Source organism: Cohnella sp., assembly GCF_041640265.1.
In the GTDB taxonomy this organism is placed as follows: Bacteria; Bacillota; Bacilli; order Paenibacillales; family Paenibacillaceae; genus Cohnella.
In genome coordinates this window covers 1-17,281 of the sequence record NZ_JBEQAP010000002.1, presented here as the reverse complement: position 1 = coordinate 17,281, position 17,281 = coordinate 1, and the positions used below count along the sequence as shown (strand labels likewise).

Sequence of the window (17,281 nt, the reverse complement as noted above, 5' to 3'; positions counted from 1 at the left end):
ATACGACAAAAAGCACCTTCGCAGGTGCTTTTTTTATCGTGCTGCACTATGTTACCGATTTAATAAGCTCCCTACATACCGAAGCAGCTCATTCGCGCATACCGGACAATAACCATGCTCATCTATTAGCCGTTTGGTGACCTCGTTAATACGTTTTAGTTGACTTTCATCCGGCGTTTTGGTCGACGTGGTAATCTTCACTATGTCCTTAAGATCGGTGAACAGCTTCTTCTCGATCGCTTCCCTCAACCGGTCATGCATACTGTAGTCGAACTTCTTTCCCTTACGAGAATAGGCGGATATCCGGATAAGTATCTCTTCGCGGAAAGCTTTTTTTGCATTTTCAGAAACGCCGATCTGTTCTTCGATCGACCTCATTAGCCGTTCGTCTGGGTCCATCTCTTCTCCCGTGAGCGGATCTTTAATCTTCGACCAGTTACAGTAGGATTCGATATTATCAAGATAATTCTCGAACAACGTTCGCGCCGATTCCTCGAAGGAATAGACGAAAGCCTTCTGAATCTCTTTCTTAGCAAGGTTATCGTATTCCTTGCGGGCAACGGATATGAAGTTCAAATCCTTCTCCCGCTCCTCCCTCGTAATCGAAGGATGCTGATCAAGTCCGTCTTTTAACGCACGTAATACATCCAAGGCGTTAATACAGGGAATATTATGCTTAATGAGTGCGCTGGAAATCCGATTGATAACATAACGAGGATCGATTCCAGACATACCCTCTTCAACAAACTCGTTCTGCATTTCCTTTAAATCCGCTTCTTTGTAACCCTCAACCTCTTCTCCGTCGTACATACGCATTTTTTTGACCAAATCCATACCTTGTTTTTTCGATTCCTTTAATCTCGTCAGAATGGAGAAGATAGCTGCCGCACGCAGGGCATGAGGAGCTATGTGGATGTGATTCATATCCGATTGCCCGATCAGCTTCGTATAAATTTTTTCTTCTTCCGATACCCTCAGATTATAAGGTACCGGCATGACGATCATACGGGATTGCAGGGCTTCGTTCTTCTTGTTGGAAATAAACGCTTTATACTCCGATTCATTCGTATGGGCGACGATCAATTCATCCGCGCTAATCAAGGCAAACCTTCCCGCCTTAAAGTTACCTTCCTGAGTCAGTGAGAGTAGATTCCATAGAAACTTCTCATCGCATTTAAGCATCTCCTGAAATTCCATTAACCCCCGGTTGGCCTTATTTAATTCACCGTCGAAACGGTAAGCCCGAGGATCTGATTCCGAACCGAATTCTGTAATGGTCGAGAAGTCAATGCTGCCTGTCAAATCCGCGATATCCTGGGACTTAGGATCCGAAGGACTGAACGTGCCGATACCTACCCGATTTTTCTCCGAGATGAGAACCCGTTCAATAGGCACCTTCTCAATATCCCCGTCGAATTCTGTACGCAGACGCATTTGGCAGGAAGGGCACAAATCACCCTCAATACGCACACCTAATTCCTTCTCCACCTCTGAGCGCAGCTCGCTTGGAATCAGATGAAGGGGATCCTCCTGCATCGGGCATCCTTTAATCGCATAGATTGCACCTCTCTGGGTGCGGGAATATTGCTCCAATCCTTTTTTGAGCAATGTGACGATCGTTGACTTCCCTCCGCTTACAGGGCCCATCAACAGCAATATTCTCTTCCGGACATCAAGTCGTCTAGCTGCAGAATGAAAATACTCTTCCACCAGCTTCTCCATCGTCTGGTCCAATCCAAAAATCTCGGAATTGAAAAAATTATATTTTTTATTACCGCCTCTCTCCTCCACCCCGTGAGAAACGATCATGTCGTAAACCCGGGCATGTGCGGTCATCGCCGGAGTATTGTCACGGCTAAGTAGATCGATATAATCCCGAAAAGTACCTGACCAATGCAGCTTCTCACTTTCGGCTCGATATTCAGAGATCCGACTGAAGATGTCCATGCCGATTCCTCCTCGCTCTCTTTCTCTACCCATCACTGAACGTATTACATACCTATGCGGGCAGATCGGAGAATTTGACCTAACATTGCTTTTACATTCTATAATCATGGAAATATCACATTAAAAATGGAGCCAAAGAGACGTCCTTTTCGTTGCTTATGCTATAATGACGTTATTCTATTCGGTGCTGCGGAGGCTTAAGGAGGTTGGGTCATTGGCCGTTAAATTCGAGACTGAGCTGTACCCGCCGATCAAGAATTTTTTCGCGGGACGGGGTTATGAAGTCAAAGCTGAAATCCGCGGCTGCGATCTTGTTGCCTTTCAAGAGAACCAACCTGAGCCAACTATTGTTGAAATGAAAAAAACTTTTACTTTACCCTTGCTGCTGCAAGGCATCGACCGTCAGAAAACCGGCGGAAACGTTTGGCTGGCTGTGGAGCGCAACCGTACCAAAAAAGGCGCACACAACCAACGCTTTAATGAACTGACAGCGCTCTGCCGCCGATTAAACCTTGGTTTCCTTACCGTCACCTTCTACAAAACGAAAACACCCGTCATTGACGTTTGGTGTGAACCAATAGGAAAAACCCCCAGGTCATCCATAGTTGACTTCATTCAAGCAGCAGAATCTGCGCAATCTTATCAGACAGCAGAAGGCGGGCGTCAAAAAGCAGGACTCACGCGGCTAAAGAAGGAGTTCACAGCACGAAGCGGCGATTATAACATCGGCGGAAGCTCGAAACGGAAGCTAGTGACTGCTTATCGAGAGAAAGCAATCCAATGTGCACTTGCGCTGCACTGTCACGGTCCATCCTCCCCCCGTCAGGTAAGAGATTGGACAAATTGCCCTACAGCGGGTGCACTCCTTCGCAGCAATTATTATGGTTGGTTTACTCGTGTCATCAAAGGCGTATACGAGCTATCTCCATCAGGCCTAGCTGCTCTTCAAGAATATACAGAAGTTACTGCGGTATGGGTGAATCAGTTCCCGTGGGCCAAACAGCGGATAAGCTCGGAAGTAAACTAGTGTTTAGGAGACGGTCATTTATGAACCCATTAGAAATTGAGCTGGGTCCCATGGAATCCTTCCCGCAATTCCCAGCGGAAGTTATCTTAGAGGATATTCCTTATTGGCTTGTCCGGACAACCGAAGGTGAATATCGCTTGCTATTGGCTATTTGTCCACATGCCGGAGGAGAGATTCGTCCGCTGAATGACGTCCTATTCTGTCCGCTTCATTTTTGGACGTTTAACTCTGAGAATGGAGTATGCCTGAACGATCCTGACGAAAAACTTATGCAACGTAAAGTCGAGCTCCGAGAAAACCTTCTGTATGCGGTTGGACATAACCACTAGCTTTGAGACCATCGACCGGTGAATTCCTCGATACTCTCTACTAACTTTGTCACGCCGAGCTTCATTTCCCGATCATCAGCAAAAGCATGCGTGATTCTTACCGTATTGCTTTTCGGATCACTTACGTAAAACGGGGCTCCCGGCTGGAAAATCAACCCTTTTAACCAAGCCCCACGAAGCAGCAACTCCCCTTCCAATCCGGACGGCAGGCTGATCCATAGATGCGGCCCTCCTTTAGGTTGAACCCAATTCAGATCCGTAAGACGTTTCTGTTCCAATTGCTCTGTCATTCTTCTCATTCTCTCTTTGCATTGAATCCTGAGCATTTCGATTAACGGCTCCAAAGGCTGCTCCTCTATAAACTGAGATAACGCTCGTTGCTCCAAAACATTAACAAATATGTCATTGCGGAAATTTTTCTCTGCTGGTTTTGTGTAAAGCAATTCAGGAGTTCCCACAATCCAACCCATACGTAAACCAGCAATTAGACCCGGCGGGAGCTGGCCGATAGAGAGTGTTCCCGGCTCCATTCTTTTGTGCGAACGTTGCTCATCCGAATGATATAAGAGCATCTCCTGCCGATCATCGGTAACAAGCAGAACTCCGGCTTCTCTGCATCTGTGATGAACAGCCAATTTGTTTTCCTGGCTCCAGTTGACCCCTTCTGGATCCGTGCAGGATGGAGAAATATACACCATTCTGGGACGATATCGATATAAAGCGTTCGTTAAAGCCTCAGGGTCCATCCCCCTTCGATCTCCCTCCACCGCCTCTACTTGCATGCCTGCTTTGCGAAATGCTTGCAGCGAGGTTCTGGAAGTAAGCCTTTCGGTCAATATCGTGTCTCCACGCACGAGCACATTTTCCAAGAGCCAGTTGATTGCACCATCTGCTCCATGCGTTATAATGATCTGGCCGCTATTCCCTCCTGTCTTCCCCTTTAACAATCCCTGTGCCAATTGCGTTCGAAGCTTCTCTTCACCACGGCTCTCCTGTCTATTCGGACTTGACCCATGATGTATTGCCTCTACTGTCGTCACACCTGAAGCAGACGCAGCTTCCACTCGCTCCTCCCAATCAGCCCAGGAAACCAAACCTTCCTTAGGCCATCCACCCATCCAATTAATGATTGAACTCAAGGCGATCCCTCCCCTCGACGATCTTGGCCTTCATTATTTATATGCCTGCATTGCGAATAACAAATCCTCCTCAATTAATCAAATTAAAATTTTTACGGAAACACAGAACGCGGCAAACAAAATAACAGGTACATGACCTCCTGGAATAGGGTAATGTACCTGTTATTGTTCTTATGTTTGAAACACTTCCGCAATTTTATCGGCTGCCCATTTCAAATCGGACTCCGAAATGATAAGCGGCGGAGCAAGGCGGATCACTCTCTCATGCGTTTCTTTACAAAGCATTCCAAGCTCCTTTAATTTCTCGCAATACGGACGAGCATGTCCTTTCGTTTCGATCGCAATGAACAGCCCTCTCCCGCGAATATCGACAATCTCCGGATTTCGGATCATGCGAAGCAATGCCAGCATTTCGGCTCCAAGCCTGTTGGAGCGTTCGGCCAGCTTTTCCTCCTCTGTTACACGCAAAGCCGCCAAAGCCACCGCAGAGGCCAGCGGATTACCGCCGAAGGTGGAGCCATGTGAACCAGGTTCGAACAACCCGAGAACAGAACTGTCCGCCGCCACGGCAGACACAGGCAGGACGCCTCCTCCAAGTGCTTTTCCCATAATATAGACATCTGGAACAACACCCTCCCAATCGCAGGCGAATCTTCTGCCTGTGCGTCCGAATCCTGTCTGGATTTCATCAGCCATAAAGAGAACTTGCCGCTCCGTACAAAGCGCGGCTGCTTGACGCAAGTATCCATCCGGCGGGATCACAATACCTGCCTCACCTTGAATCGGTTCCACCAGAAAGGCAACTGTGTTCGGGGTTATCGCATCTTGCAGCGCTTTTATGTCCCCGTAAGGAATAATTCGAAATCCAGGCAGAAAAGGTCCAAAATCTAATCGATAGGACGGCTCTGATGAAAAAGAAGTCACTGCAATCGTACGACCGTGAAAGTTGCCAGCACAAACGACAATTTCCGCTTGGTCGTCTGGAACGCCTTTCACTCGATAGCCCCAGAGGCGCGCCGCTTTGACAGCGGTTTCTACCGCTTCTACCCCCGAATTCATCGGCAGCACCATATTCTTCCCTGTCAGTTCAGTCAACAATGTGAATAGCTCGGAAAGCGGCTCGTTATAGAAGGCTCTGGATGTTAACGTTACAAGATCCGCTTGCTTCTTCAACGCCTCGATAATTCTCGGGTGGCGATGACCCTGATTCAAGGCGGAGTATCCGCTCAGCATATCCATATAGCGATTGCCTTCCGGATCCTCAACCCATACCCCCTCCGCTTTGGTTATGACAATCGGCAGAGGGTGGTAATTATGTGCGCCAAGACGTTCTGTTTGTTCAATGGCAGCTGAAGTTCGGCTTCGAGTAGTCATGCTTATCTCCCCACGGCATTTTTCCTGGAAGTTAATTTCGCTTGGGTAAATTGCAGCAAATAGTCGTAGCCGCCTGCTTTCGAATCCGTGCCAGACATATTAAATCCACCAAACGGATGGGCACCTACCAGAGCGCCTGTGCATTTACGATTAATGTATAAATTGCCGCAGTGCATGTTTTCAAGGGCATAAGCGATACGATCCTCTTCACTCGAAAAGTAAGATCCCGTTAATCCAAATTCCGTATTGTTGTAGAAGTCAATCGCTTCCAGCCAGTTTTCAGCAACCCCGATGGCAAGAACCGGTCCGAAGATTTCTTCCTGCATGATTCTAGCATCCGGTTTGACGTCGGCAAATACGGTTGGCGCTATATAAAATCCGTTTCCTTCGGCAATTGTTCCGCCGGTAAGCAAACGCCCTTCCTGCTTTCCAACCTCGATATATTCCAAAATCTTCTCGAACGATCTGCGGTCAACAACCGGACCTGCGGGATAATTGTCTTCCGGCAGTCCGATTTTTATCTTATTTGTTAGAACGGTTATTTTATCCAATAGCTCGGAATAAACGGATTTCACGATAATGGCGCGCGAGCCAGCCGAGCATTTTTGACCCTGGAACCCGAAAGCGGAAGCGACAATGGCGGCAGCCGCTTGGTCTAAATCCGCCGTTTCGTCTACGACAATTCCGTCTTTGCCGCCAAGCTCAGCCACGACGCGTTTGATCCAGACTTGACCATTCGCGGTATCTGCAGCTATTCGGCTGATCCTCAAGCCGACTTCCTTAGAGCCCGTAAAGTTAATGAACCGCGTTTTCGGGTGGGAAGTAAGATAATCGCCCACCTCGGCCCCGCTGCCCGGGATGTAATTGATGACACCGGAAGGCAGCCCGACCTCTTCCATTAAAGCGACAAACTTATGAGCAATGACCGCGGTCGGGCTCGCCGGCTTTACGAGTACGGTATTGCCGCAAACAATAGCGGCGGAGGTCATTCCAGCGAGAATGGCCAACGGGAAATTCCAAGGAGGGATAATGGCCCCGACACCTAGCGGAATATAAGTAAGCTTGTTTGTTTCCCCGCTTATTGGTGTTAAGGGACGATGCGTATTCGTTTCGCTCAATCGAATCACTTCCCTGGCATAGAAATCAAGGAAGTCAATCGCTTCCGCCGTATCGGCATCGGCTTCTGCCCAGTTTTTACCTGCTTCGTATACCATCAGTGCCGAAAACTCGTGTTTCCTCTCCCGCATGAGGTCAGCAGCCTTGAACAGGTATTCCGCACGCTCTGCGACAGCCGTTTTCTTCCAGCTCTCGAACGTCTGGAGGGCGACCTGCATAGCTCGTTCAACCAACTCCAGAGAAGCCTTGCTTACATTTCCGACAACCTCGCTTTTATTGCCCGGATTGATCGAAACGATTTTGTCCGCAGTCATCACCTTATCGGCGCCGATAACCAACGGATAATCTCTTCCCAGCTCCGCTTTGACTTTGATCAGAGCAGCCCTCATTGCCTGTTTTTGTTCCTCAAGTTCAAAATCGGTAAACGGCTCATTGCTAAAAGGTCTTTCTAAACGGTTGCTCATCATTACCACACTCCTATTACTTTCTTATATTTTTGAGAACAAACCATACGTTAGCTGGGCGTTCAGCCAGTCGACGCATAAAGTATCCAAACCAATCTTCTCCGAAAGGCACATAGATTCGGACGCGGTACCCTTCTTTAACCAATTGCTGCTGCAGTTCTTCGGAAATTCCATATAACATCTGGAATTCAAATTGGTCGTACGAAATGTCATTTTCATGTATAAAAGATTTCATCTCTGCAATGATGGCTGCATCATGGGTAGCTATGGCGGTATAGTTGCCGTTCCCTAAATGCTGTTTAATGATTTTCCTGAAATTATCATCCACTTGTTTCTTCTCTGGATATGATACTTTCGGAGATTCCTTATAGGCTCCTTTCACCAGACGAAGGTTCGCATTTAGCATGTTCAATGCCTGAATATCCGCTTCGCTGCGAAACAGATAAGCCTGAATAACAATACCAACATTGTCGTAATCCAGGCGGAGTTCTTCGTAGATATCCAAGGATACCTGGCAATGCGAGAAATCCTCCATATCAATACGCACAAAATTCCCCAGCTCTCTGGCGCAAGTCAATATGCTTCGCATATTTCGCACACATAGCTCCTTGCTAATATCCAAACCAAGGGAAGTCATCTTTAAAGACAAATTGGATTGGATACCAGACGCTGCAATGACTTGCAAGGTTTGGATACACTGTTGGGCGGCTTCAATCGCTTCCTGCTCATTCCTAACAAACTCACCCAAATGATCCAGAGTCGCCTGCTTTCCTTCCTGATTCAATCTTTGCACGGCGCGGATCGCCTTATCAATCGATTCACCTGCCACAAAGCGTTTTGCCCCGAATTGCAATCCATACTTACGGGCGTATTTCTTAAAGAAGCTGCTTCTTCCGAGAAATTGAAACGTATTTCTCATGAAAGACTCCATTCGCACCCCCCGCAATCACACGATGATATTATTGTTCAATAATGAACAATTTCGTTTATTTATCTGTATTGTAAAATATTATATTTAATATGTATACACTTTTGTTCAAGTTTTGAACACATATTTCCAAAAAAAAAGAGGCTCATTATGGGTAAGCCCCTTGCTAACCTATTAGAATTAAATCCCAAGCAAATCTCATTCCTAGTCTTATTAGAATTCAATTCCGTATTCTTTCATTTTTTTGTAGAGCGTTCCCCTTGATATGCCCAGCATCTTGGCGGCGGCACTTTTGTTCCCGTATACTTTCCGTAAGGTATCGTTAATAATTCCATTCTCGTCTTGGTCGCTGAGACGTGTTTTCAGAGGGATGTCCTCCTCGATCATATTCACCTCAAGCGTTTCCTCCGATATCAAACCTTGCGGAAGGTGCTCCTCTGTGATGATGCCGCCATCGCTGACAATCACGATTCTCTCCACGATGTTTCGCAGCTCCCGCATGTTTCCCGGCCAAACATAATTCATTAACGCATTCATTACTTCCGGATCGATTTTAGGAATGTGTTTATTGTATTGGAATGAAAACTCGCGAACAAACGCCTGTACAATTTCGGGAATATCCTCCGTTCGTTCACGGAGGGGCGGTAATTCAATTCCCATCACATTCAAAGCATAATATAGATCTTCGAGAAACTGTCCCTGCTCCATTAAGGTTCGCAGCGGTACGGTTGTGCTTGCGATAATTCGCGTGTCTGCATGAATGGCTTCCCCGCCGCCGATTCGTTCGAAGGAGCCGATCTTTAAGTATTGCAACAGCTTCAATTGAATATTTAGCGGTACCTTGTCAATATCCTTGAGCAAAAGCGTACCGCCGGCTGCAAGCTCCAATCGACCCGGTCTGCCCTGGTCTTCTTGACTTGTAAAGGCTCCGCCTTGATAGCCGAACAACTCTGTTTCCAACAGCCCTCCCGGTATCGCTCCACAATGAAGCGACATGAAAGTCCCGTTCTTTCGTCCACCCTGATGGTGAATGGCATGAGCAAGCATTTCTTTGCCTGACCCCGCCTCTCCAGTCAGCAGTACAGGTTTATTTATCCAGGCGAATTTTTGCGCAAGCTCCAAAACACGCTTCATGGCGTGCTCCTCCCCGATAAAAGCGGTAAAAGGATTATCCTCCTCGAAGCTCGCCGGAATTGCGGAGTAAAGCTTCTCGTTTAGCCGCACGACTCGGGAGATATCCTTCTCAGTAGCGATCCCGCCGATGATCCGATTATTATCGATAATGGGGGAAGCGTTGATCAGCACATGCGTATTGGGGGCCGATTGATGATACATTTGCCGGACCGCTCGCCCCTCGGTTAGAATCCGATGGAGCATAATAGAGTCTTTGTCGAAATGATCCCCGATCTTTCTGCCGATGATTTCTTTCTTGGTAATCCCGTATATCTGTTCCGCTGCCTGATTCCAAAAGATGACCCGGCCCTCTTGATCGACCGCAGTCACAGCGTCATTGACCGTTTCAACCATGGTGTGCAAGTAGGAGCTTAGCTGTTGCTTTTCTTTCAACAAACAGGTTATGATCGCAGCGGTCGTCACGACTCCTTGAATTTCGGACTGACTTTCGCCGATCAGGATCGGCAGGTCTGATGTAAATTCCATATCCTCAAGCTGTGATAAAGAATATACGGGCGAATGGATATGACCAGTCCGAGCGATCCATTCCTTTACTGACATATCGGGATCGGAAAGCAGTATATATGGACTTTCACCGCAGGAAATAATATACGCGAAAGCATCATTTACAATAACAAAACGGTTGTGCTGCAGCTTTGCGTACACATCCGTTAACGTCTCATCCGGCTTGACCAAAATAATAGAGGAGTCGACGTAGATCTGTTCGAAATTGAACATGTCAGCGATATCCTTTCCTTCGATTCTTTAACTACTAACTTATCATAGAAGGGAAACCAAATCCAACTACTGATAGAGCAAAAAAAACGAGTATGCACGAAATTCCAATGTGCACACCCGGTCATTTTTTGCCCTGTCTTTTTTGTGCGAGGAAACCTCTACTTCTTGGAAAGACGTTCCCATTGCTTGTCCATTTCGCTGAACATACTGTTTCGGTTCTTGTTCTTCACATATGACTGTATTATCGCACCTAATTCGTTGATCAGCCCATCAGGATAATTGAACCAGTGCCATGAAAGCACCTTTCCCGCTGCGCTGTAAGCCATAATATCGCTAGCAATTGGACCGAGTGCTTTTTCATCCTTTACTTCGATCGACTTAAACGCCGGAATGAATTTGAACTGATTAACGATGTAGTCTTTGCCCACATCCGACGTAACGAGCCAGTTGAGAAACTCCTTCGCTTCTTCCTTAACCTTGGAGTTTTTATTGACAACCCAATTACTCGGGACACCCACTAACAGCTTATCATTTTCCTCCGCATTATCGTTAATCGGCATCGGCAGCACGCCCATATTCAAGTTCGGCGAGATTTTGTCAATCTGTACCTGAGTCCAATTACCTTGCTGCATCATCGCAGTCTCACCGCTGGCGAAAAGAGTCACCTGCGTATTATAATCCGTTGTTAACGGGTTTTTGTTGCTGTTGTCCAGCGTCAAATCAAGCATGTTCGCCCATTCCTCGAACACCTTGTCTCCAGCGATTTTAACCTTACCCTCATTCTTCTCGGTTACCCATTGAGTCGGATTATCATGATGTGCTACCCCGACATTAAAGTTATGAATTCCGAGAACCCACCATTCCCCATATCCATTGGCAAATGGGATCATGCCGGCTGCTTTGAGCTTGCTGCATGCATCCTTTAGCTCAGACAACGTCTTGGGCAACGTCGTGATGCCTGCTTTTTGGAACATGTCCTTGTTATAGATAAACCCATACCCTTCCATGTTCATCGGCATTCCGAAAAGCTTGCCATCTTTAGTCATCGGTTTTTTAGCTACATCCAGAACATCTGCAACCCAAGGCTGATCGGTTAAATCTTCAATCTTATCTGCCCACGTAATCAATTCGTTAAAACCGCCGTTGTTGAAAACATCCGGTTCCGCACCCGACGTAAATTTCGCTTTTAAAGCCGCTCCATAATCCGCACCGCCACCGACCGTTTCAATATTCAGCTTAACGCCCGGGTGCGAGCTTTCATATTCGTTTTTCAGTTTATCCAGCGCTTCGGCAATTTCGACTTTAAACTGAAACATATTGATGGTTACATTTTTGGCGGGCGGCGGGCTTGCCGTACCGGTAGCCCCGGGCGCAGGAGCTGTTTCATCATTTCTTCCAGCACATGCATTAAGTAACAACCCTAACATCATAACTACCATGAATAAAACGAATTTTCTTTTCATTACCGTGCCTCCTCTTTGTATCTAACCTTTTACTGACCCCGCTGTAATTCCTTCAATGATATGCCGCTGAAGAGAGAGGAAAAATACCACTATGGGCGTTATCCCCATGACAAGCGCCGCAAGCGCCAAATCCCACTGTTTCGTATATTGCCCGAAAAACGAGAATGTCGATAAAGGAATTGTTCTTAGTTCCGGTCTGCCGAGCAATAGAGAAGGCAACAGAAAGTCGTTCCAAATCCACAGGCTGTTGAGAATAATGATGGTAACCGTCATCGGTTTAAGCAGTGGAAAGACGATTCTCCAGAACACTCCCAGCGGACTGCTGCCGTCTACGACGGCGCTTTCCTCGATTTCCATAGGAATGGATTTTACGAACCCGTGAAATAAGAATACCGACATCGAAACACCAAAGCCTAAATAACAGACAAACAATCCGAGTCGGCTATCGAGCAGTTGAAACCAGTTTGCAACCCTCATTAGGGGTATCATGATAGATTGAAAAGGGATGACCATCGCCGCGACAAACAAAGTAAATAATAAGTTATTTAGACGAGTAGGACGCCTTACAAACCGGTAAGCGCTCATGGCACTGATCAGCGTTAACCCCGCGTTACTGATTATCGTAATAAAGAGGGAATTCCCGAATGCTCGAGGAAATTTCATGATTTCCCAAGCTCTCGAGTAGTTACTCCATACAAACTTTGTCGGAAACGCCGCGGCATCAAGCAATATTTCAGCAAAGGACTTCATGGAGTTGGCAAGCAGAAAATAAAACGGAACTAGAAACAACAATGCCATGATCAGCGCGCACAATTCTAAGATCAGCATTCCTGTAGTATAACGTCGGCTTGTCATTATGCTTCAACTTCCCTCCTCTTCGTTAACCAGACCTGCAGAGTTGTTATAAGGGCCACAACAATGAAGAATACGATTGCTTTTGCGGTTCCAAGTCCCAATCGATTGTTCTGGAACGCTTCTGTATAGATGTTAAGCGCCACGGATTGCGTGGAATTATAAGGTCCGCCTCTGGTCAGAGACAATATCACATCAAACGTTTTGAACGACCAAGATAAGGCCAGGAACAAACAAATCGTTACCGCAGGCATTATCATCGGAATGGTAATATTGCGCAACCGTTGCCAGCTGCTCGCCCCATCAATAGATGCGGCTTCATGTAAATCCGCTGGTACGTTCATAAGAGAAGCAATGTAGATGATCATTAAATAACCCGAGCCTGTCCATACACTGACAATGACGACAGCCCAAAATCCAGTGGTTGCATCTCCCAGCCATGCCAGTTCAAAGAAAGGTAAGCCCGTCCATTCACCCATCGCTGCAAATCCTTTAATGAATATGAACTGCCAAATAAAACCGAGCAACAATCCACCAATCACATTGGGCAAGAAGAAAATAGTCCTTAATATATTTCGCAGCTTCAAATTTTGCGTGAGAATAAGAGCCAGTATAAAACCGACCAAATTCGTAATTATGACCGCCACCAGGGTAAAACGAACAGTAAACCCGAAGGAATCCCAAAAGCCTTGATCGCTTATTAGCTCTTGAAAATTTCCAAAGCCAATCCAGACTACCTGTTCGGATACCCCATTCCAGTCCGTGAAGGAATAATACAAACCCAGTACAAAAGGCAGGGCAACAATAATTACAAATACGAGTAAAGCCGGACCGACAAATATTGTCTGCAGCAGCCATTCCCGAAAAGAAGCGCGGGATTTCATAGCTTTGTCTCCTTTGTCTTAGGTTCCAAAAGTAGGTTGTCCAATTTATAGGAGTGTATTCGTTAACGATTGTTCACAACATTTTGCGTTTTCTTTTTACGGGGGGTTGGTTATAATAAAAGTAGTTAAGTGGAGGTGTGGAACATGTTTCTTTCAGGATCTGCTGAAAAAGCTGCTATGTTATTCGGTATGACTACTGATTTCTGGATTATCATGCTCGTCTTTGTTTTGTTCCTCGTAGCCATCTTTACATCTTCTTATAACGATGACAAAACTAAAGGACTCTAAGAGCTTACGAAAAAGCCGGATGCTTCCTGTTTAACAGGTAGTCATCCGGCTTTTTTCTACTCTCTATAGTGTACAAAGAGACCGTCCGCTAATGGACGGTCTCTTTGTACTGGTTACGTTACAGCCCTTGCATATCTTTTAAACAAGATGCGCATACATAACGCTCCTTGAAATCTCCGACGCCCTCCATCGAAGAACAAAACACGCAGCGAGGCCGATAACGTTCCAGAATGATATGATCTCCTTGGACAAGAATCTCCACAGGATCGCCTTCATTCATTTGATATCTTTTACGCAACGATTTAGGTAATACAATACGTCCCAATTGGTCTACTTTACGAACTACGCCTGCGGGTTTCACATGCAGTACCTCCATTTCTTATGCTTATTCTAGCTAGTTAATGTTTCGAAACCTTTTTAGCCACTCTATATCGTTCGATATCGCTTTTAAATTCCCTGCAAATTGTTTTATTTGCTTAAAATTGTGCAATTTTTCGACAAAACTTTTCATAATAAGTAGAATATTGTCGAACCATCGCGTGTTATTTGCTCGATCTAATGATTAAAAAAGCGGAAAATCATTCTGCCTCAACGCTTCATAAACCAGAATCGCCGCTGAGTTGGCCAGGTTTAACGATCGTACTTTGTCAGTCATGGGAATACGCATGCAGGTCTCAATATGCGAATCCAACAAATCCTGCGGCAATCCCGCCGTTTCTCTGCCAAAAACGAAGAAATCACCATCTTGAAACTTGAAATCACTATATCTTTTGGTTACTCGAGTACTTGCGAAAAAAAACCGAGCTCCTTCATGTTTAGCTTTCACTTCTTCGAAGGAATCGTAATAAGTGATATTGACGGCATGCCAATAATCCAGCCCCGCACGCTTCAGCAGCCGGTCATCTGTCGAGAAGCCCAATGGCCTTACAAGATGGAGATGAGTTCCTGTAGCCGCACAAGTTCTAGCAATATTACCTGTATTCGCAGGAATTTCGGGATTAACGAGCACAATATGGAAAGACAAGTTTAAGACCTCCTACCCTTTAGCCAAGGAACATTGCATTCTAGCTGGCAAATATAAAAATAGCGGCAGTAATACCGCTATTTCACTTTATTCGTTATTCGATTCATTTGCAATCAAGCGTTATGGCTCTGGAAGTCCTTCATGAAGCTTACTAAGGCACGAACGCTTTCAAGCGGAACGGCATTGTAGATTGATGCCCTTAATCCCCCTACGCTGCGGTGACCTTTTAATCCCACAAAACCTTGCTCTTCCGATTCCTTAGCGAACTTCTTCTCTAGCTCTTCGTTTCCAAGCCGGAAAGTAACATTCATGAGAGAACGGCTCTCCGCTTGAGCAAATCCGCGGTAAAATCCGTTACTGCCATCTATCGTGTCGTAAATGAGTTTCGCTTTCTCGCGATTACGAGCTTCCATACCCGCCGCGCCGCCATTCTCCTTCACCCATTTCAGCACTTCATTCATCATATAGATGGCAAAAGTAGGCGGTGTATTATAGAGAGAATCCGCTTTGGCATGCGTAGTATAACGCAGCATGGTCGGAACCGGAGCTGTCGGTTCCGCGATTAGGTCTTCGCGGATAATGACAATCGTAACCCCGGAAGGCCCTAGATTTTTCTGTGCTCCGGCATAAATCAAGCCGAACTTGGAAACATCAATGGGACGGCATAGTATATCGCTCGACATATCGCCGATCAAAGCAACAGCTCCCGTGTCGGGGAATTCAGACCATTGCGTTCCTTCAATCGTTTCATTCGAAGTGAGATGCAAGTATGCTGCATCTGAGTCATATTTCAGCTCACCAATGGAAGGTATGCGGTTATATTTGTCAGCTTCCGAAGAAGCAGCAATAGAGACTTCACCGAACAGCTTAGCTTCTTGTATTGCTTTAGTTGCCCAGCTGCCCGTAGCAACGAAAGCTGCCGTTTTTCCTGAACGAAGCAAATTCATGGGTATCATAGCGAATTGCGTACTTGCGCCGCCTTGAATGAACAATACTTTGTATCCAGTAGGAATACCGAGCAGTTCACGCAGAAGAGCTTCTGCTTCGTAATGGACTTTCTCGTAAATGGCTCCGCGATGTGACATCTCCATCAGAGACATGCCGCTGTTCTCGAATTCAACGAATTGCTTTTGAGCTTTCTCAAGTACTTCTAACGGTAGAGCAGCAGGACCAGCATTAAAATTATAGGCGCGGTTAGCCATCATTTTCCCACCTTGTATATTCATAATAGGCTTATCATATCAAAGATTTGCTCTTCTGAGCAACCATTAACTAGACAAAACCAGGACATAATGCGCAAATTTCCGAACGAAAGCGGTGTCATCGATGGAGAATTTTCGTCTTTTCCTTGGATTGAAGTTATCCAAGGCCGCCATTGAGTATCTTTCATGCAAGATGACAAGCTTGTCAGGAAGCTTATCTTTCCGCAACTGGACGCATCCGTCGGATCTGCACGTTACGTTGCATTTCTTAGGCGAGACGCCAGCTTCGCGCGTGCGCGATATCGGCGACGCAGCGGCTGGTGCCGCGGCCGAAACGTCGCGATTCGTGCTTACGCTGACGGAGCCGGGCACGTTCGGCCCGCCGTCAGCGCCGTGCGTGCTGTGGTGCGGCCTGGCCGAGCCAGCCGCACCCGGCGGCGCGCTCGCCGCGCTGCACGCAGCGCTAGGCGCGCGCCTCTGTGCCTCCGGCTTCGCCACGGAGGCTAGGCCCTTCCGCGCGCACGTGACGCTCGCGCGCGGAGGCGCCGCCGGCTTCAGCACGGCGGCAATGGCAAAGGCGTGGCACATAGGTTGTGCCACGCCTTTGCCTCTCGCTGCGCAGCCGGACTCGGCTCCGCAGGGGCATCCAGCGTGGGCCGCCGAAGGCTGCACGCTGTTTCGCACTAGGCTGGGTCAGCGGCCCAGCTATGAGCCGATCGGCGACTTTCCATTCGGGCATTAATCCGCACTACAGCTGCTGCAGTCTCTTTTGATTGTTAACTTACCCTTCTCCCTAAGAAATAAGTCGGTTTCGCCGTCCATAGCATACTCTATAAGGGTACATCTAAATATTCGCCAGTAGCCCGTAATAGGCATCAGACGAACAATTAGATGCACTTTTGCTTCAAGTTACCCAAAATAGTCAATTTCAATGTAATTTAGCTGCTCTATTGCATCTAGTCCCTAAAATGGAATATTTCGGAGTTAGTTAGTTTGAGGATTTACGACGGTGCAGCCGTGTTACAGCCAGGGAAAGAGCTTGTTTTGGTTATTTACGACGGTGCAGCCGTGTAGCTGGTAAGCTCCTTCAATCTGCCTCCTCAATCTACCTCTATAAACTTCCCCATCAATCTCGCACCTCTCCTGCACTTTTACACTCTTATCCACGATTTAATACAATTAAAAAAGCTCCCATAAAGGGAGCTTTCAGATCGTCGAGAAACCCCCGTCTCTTGAGACGTAGGGGTTTCTCTTCATTTTTGGAGAGAGGATCATTAAAATCCGAGGGGGATATTACCCTAATTCCCTCCTTTCGAGTTGGAGGGCAATCTTC

16 protein-coding genes are annotated in these 17,281 nt (G+C 46.7%); 4 read left to right on the top strand and 12 right to left on the bottom strand.

The features are described 5' to 3' along the window. Nucleotides 1-51 precede the first annotated feature (51 nt). Nucleotides 52-1,947 carry a PrkA family serine protein kinase gene (locus tag ACESLK_RS01995; protein WP_372661445.1) on the bottom strand — a complete coding sequence of 632 codons (1,896 nt, stop codon included), beginning with the start codon at nucleotides 1,945-1,947 and terminating at the stop codon, nucleotides 52-54. Nucleotides 1,948-2,161: 214 nt separating this feature from the next. On the opposite strand from ACESLK_RS01995, the gene ACESLK_RS01990 reads away from it, so the two are divergent. Together ACESLK_RS01990 and ACESLK_RS01985 are read left to right on the top strand one after the other, a co-directional pair. Continuing rightward, nucleotides 2,162-2,974: a DUF2161 domain-containing phosphodiesterase gene (locus tag ACESLK_RS01990; RefSeq protein ID WP_372661442.1), complete on the top strand. Its 813-nt coding sequence runs from the start codon at nucleotides 2,162-2,164 to the stop codon at nucleotides 2,972-2,974. Between the two features lie 20 nt (nucleotides 2,975-2,994). Then, the gene (locus ACESLK_RS01985; RefSeq protein WP_372661439.1) at nucleotides 2,995-3,303 is read left to right on the top strand and encodes a Rieske (2Fe-2S) protein; all 309 of its coding nucleotides are present in this window, start codon (nucleotides 2,995-2,997) and stop codon (nucleotides 3,301-3,303) included. Here the strand turns inward: ACESLK_RS01985 and ACESLK_RS01980 are convergent. From ACESLK_RS01980 to ACESLK_RS01945, 8 genes are all read right to left on the bottom strand, one after another. Continuing rightward, nucleotides 3,300-4,442 carry an aminotransferase class I/II-fold pyridoxal phosphate-dependent enzyme gene (locus ACESLK_RS01980; protein ID WP_372661436.1) on the bottom strand — a complete coding sequence of 381 codons (1,143 nt, stop codon included), beginning with the start codon at nucleotides 4,440-4,442 and terminating at the stop codon, nucleotides 3,300-3,302. The genes ACESLK_RS01985 and ACESLK_RS01980 overlap by 4 nt on opposite strands. A 171-nt stretch (nucleotides 4,443-4,613) precedes the next feature. Continuing rightward, nucleotides 4,614-5,816 (bottom strand): ornithine--oxo-acid transaminase, encoded by a 1,203-nt coding sequence (locus ACESLK_RS01975; RefSeq protein WP_372661433.1) that lies wholly within the window; start codon nucleotides 5,814-5,816, stop codon nucleotides 4,614-4,616. A gap of 2 nt (nucleotides 5,817-5,818) precedes the next feature. Beyond that, complete coding sequence (gene pruA, locus ACESLK_RS01970; protein WP_372661430.1) at nucleotides 5,819-7,396, bottom strand: L-glutamate gamma-semialdehyde dehydrogenase; 1,578 nt, start codon at nucleotides 7,394-7,396, stop codon at nucleotides 5,819-5,821. Between the two features lie 16 nt (nucleotides 7,397-7,412). Further along, the gene (locus ACESLK_RS01965; protein ID WP_372661427.1) at nucleotides 7,413-8,327 is read right to left on the bottom strand and encodes a proline dehydrogenase family protein; all 915 of its coding nucleotides are present in this window, start codon (nucleotides 8,325-8,327) and stop codon (nucleotides 7,413-7,415) included. 210 nt (nucleotides 8,328-8,537) lie between these two features. Further along, nucleotides 8,538-10,235: a sigma-54 interaction domain-containing protein gene (locus tag ACESLK_RS01960; protein ID WP_372661424.1), complete on the bottom strand. Its 1,698-nt coding sequence runs from the start codon at nucleotides 10,233-10,235 to the stop codon at nucleotides 8,538-8,540. 158 nt (nucleotides 10,236-10,393) lie between these two features. Next, nucleotides 10,394-11,698, bottom strand: coding sequence for an ABC transporter substrate-binding protein (locus ACESLK_RS01955; protein ID WP_372661421.1), 1,305 nt, complete (start codon nucleotides 11,696-11,698; stop codon nucleotides 10,394-10,396). A 21-nt stretch (nucleotides 11,699-11,719) separates the two neighbouring features. Beyond that, nucleotides 11,720-12,556 carry a carbohydrate ABC transporter permease gene (locus ACESLK_RS01950; protein ID WP_372662115.1) on the bottom strand — a complete coding sequence of 279 codons (837 nt, stop codon included), beginning with the start codon at nucleotides 12,554-12,556 and terminating at the stop codon, nucleotides 11,720-11,722. Beyond that, nucleotides 12,553-13,434, bottom strand: a complete 882-nt coding sequence (locus ACESLK_RS01945) for a carbohydrate ABC transporter permease (protein WP_372661418.1) — start codon at nucleotides 13,432-13,434, stop codon at nucleotides 12,553-12,555. The genes ACESLK_RS01950 and ACESLK_RS01945 overlap by 4 nt, the downstream gene beginning before the upstream one ends. Nucleotides 13,435-13,578: 144 nt before the next feature. Here ACESLK_RS01945 and ACESLK_RS01940 point away from each other — a divergent pair, with 144 nt between their 5' ends. Beyond that, nucleotides 13,579-13,722 carry a hypothetical protein gene (locus tag ACESLK_RS01940; protein ID WP_372662166.1) on the top strand — a complete coding sequence of 48 codons (144 nt, stop codon included), beginning with the start codon at nucleotides 13,579-13,581 and terminating at the stop codon, nucleotides 13,720-13,722. 118 nt (nucleotides 13,723-13,840) lie between these two features. Here the strand turns inward: ACESLK_RS01940 and ACESLK_RS01935 are convergent, their stop codons facing one another. The 3 genes from ACESLK_RS01935 to serC all read right to left on the bottom strand — a co-directional run bounded on the left by ACESLK_RS01935 (nucleotide 13,841) and on the right by serC (nucleotide 15,948). After that, complete coding sequence (locus ACESLK_RS01935; protein WP_372661415.1) at nucleotides 13,841-14,083, bottom strand: AbrB/MazE/SpoVT family DNA-binding domain-containing protein; 243 nt, start codon at nucleotides 14,081-14,083, stop codon at nucleotides 13,841-13,843. A 201-nt stretch (nucleotides 14,084-14,284) separates the two neighbouring features. Next, the gene (trmL, locus tag ACESLK_RS01930) at nucleotides 14,285-14,746 is read right to left on the bottom strand and encodes a tRNA (uridine(34)/cytosine(34)/5-carboxymethylaminomethyluridine(34)-2'-O)-methyltransferase TrmL (protein WP_372661412.1); all 462 of its coding nucleotides are present in this window, start codon (nucleotides 14,744-14,746) and stop codon (nucleotides 14,285-14,287) included. A 113-nt stretch (nucleotides 14,747-14,859) separates the two neighbouring features. Continuing rightward, nucleotides 14,860-15,948, bottom strand: a complete 1,089-nt coding sequence (gene serC / locus ACESLK_RS01925; RefSeq protein WP_372661409.1) for a 3-phosphoserine/phosphohydroxythreonine transaminase — start codon at nucleotides 15,946-15,948, stop codon at nucleotides 14,860-14,862. Nucleotides 15,949-16,072: 124 nt separating this feature from the next. Here serC and thpR point away from each other — a divergent pair, with 124 nt between their 5' ends. Then, nucleotides 16,073-16,690 carry an RNA 2',3'-cyclic phosphodiesterase gene (gene thpR / locus ACESLK_RS01920; protein ID WP_372661406.1) on the top strand — a complete coding sequence of 206 codons (618 nt, stop codon included), beginning with the start codon at nucleotides 16,073-16,075 and terminating at the stop codon, nucleotides 16,688-16,690. Nucleotides 16,691-17,281 lie beyond the last annotated feature (591 nt).